The sequence below is a fragment of the Rhodobacter sp. NSM genome (assembly GCF_052244495.1).
In the GTDB taxonomy this organism is placed as follows: domain Bacteria; phylum Pseudomonadota; class Alphaproteobacteria; order Rhodobacterales; family Rhodobacteraceae; genus Cereibacter_A.
Genome location: NZ_JBQPXH010000076.1, coordinates 1 through 383, shown reverse-complemented (window position 1 = coordinate 383; position 383 = coordinate 1). Strand labels below are relative to the sequence as shown.

Below are 383 nucleotides of genomic sequence, written 5' to 3'. Positions count from 1 at the left end.
GACCAGGGCGAAGCGGGCGACAACGTGGGCCTGCTGCTGCGCGGCGTGGACCGCGACGGCATCGAGCGCGGGCAGGTTCTCTGCAAGCCGGGCTCGGTGAAGCCGCACACGAAGTTCGAGGCCGAGGCCTACATCCTCACCAAGGAAGAAGGCGGCCGCCACACGCCGTTCTTCGCGAACTACCGTCCGCAGTTCTACTTCCGGACCACCGACGTGACCGGGACCGTTCAGCTGCCGGAAGGCACCGAGATGGTGATGCCGGGCGACAACCTGAAGTTCAACGTCGAGCTGATCGCGCCGATCGCCATGGAAGAGAAGCTCCGCTTCGCCATCCGTGAAGGCGGCCGCACCGTCGGCGCAGGCGTCGTCTCGAAAATCATCGC

The 383-nt window shown here is 66.1% G+C and carries 1 protein-coding gene; it reads left to right on the top strand.

The genetic code is table 11. The features are described from left to right. Window positions 1-383: EF-Tu C-terminal domain-related protein (locus ACTVZP_RS22350; protein ID WP_458575428.1), on the top strand; the 383-nt coding region annotated here is incomplete at both ends.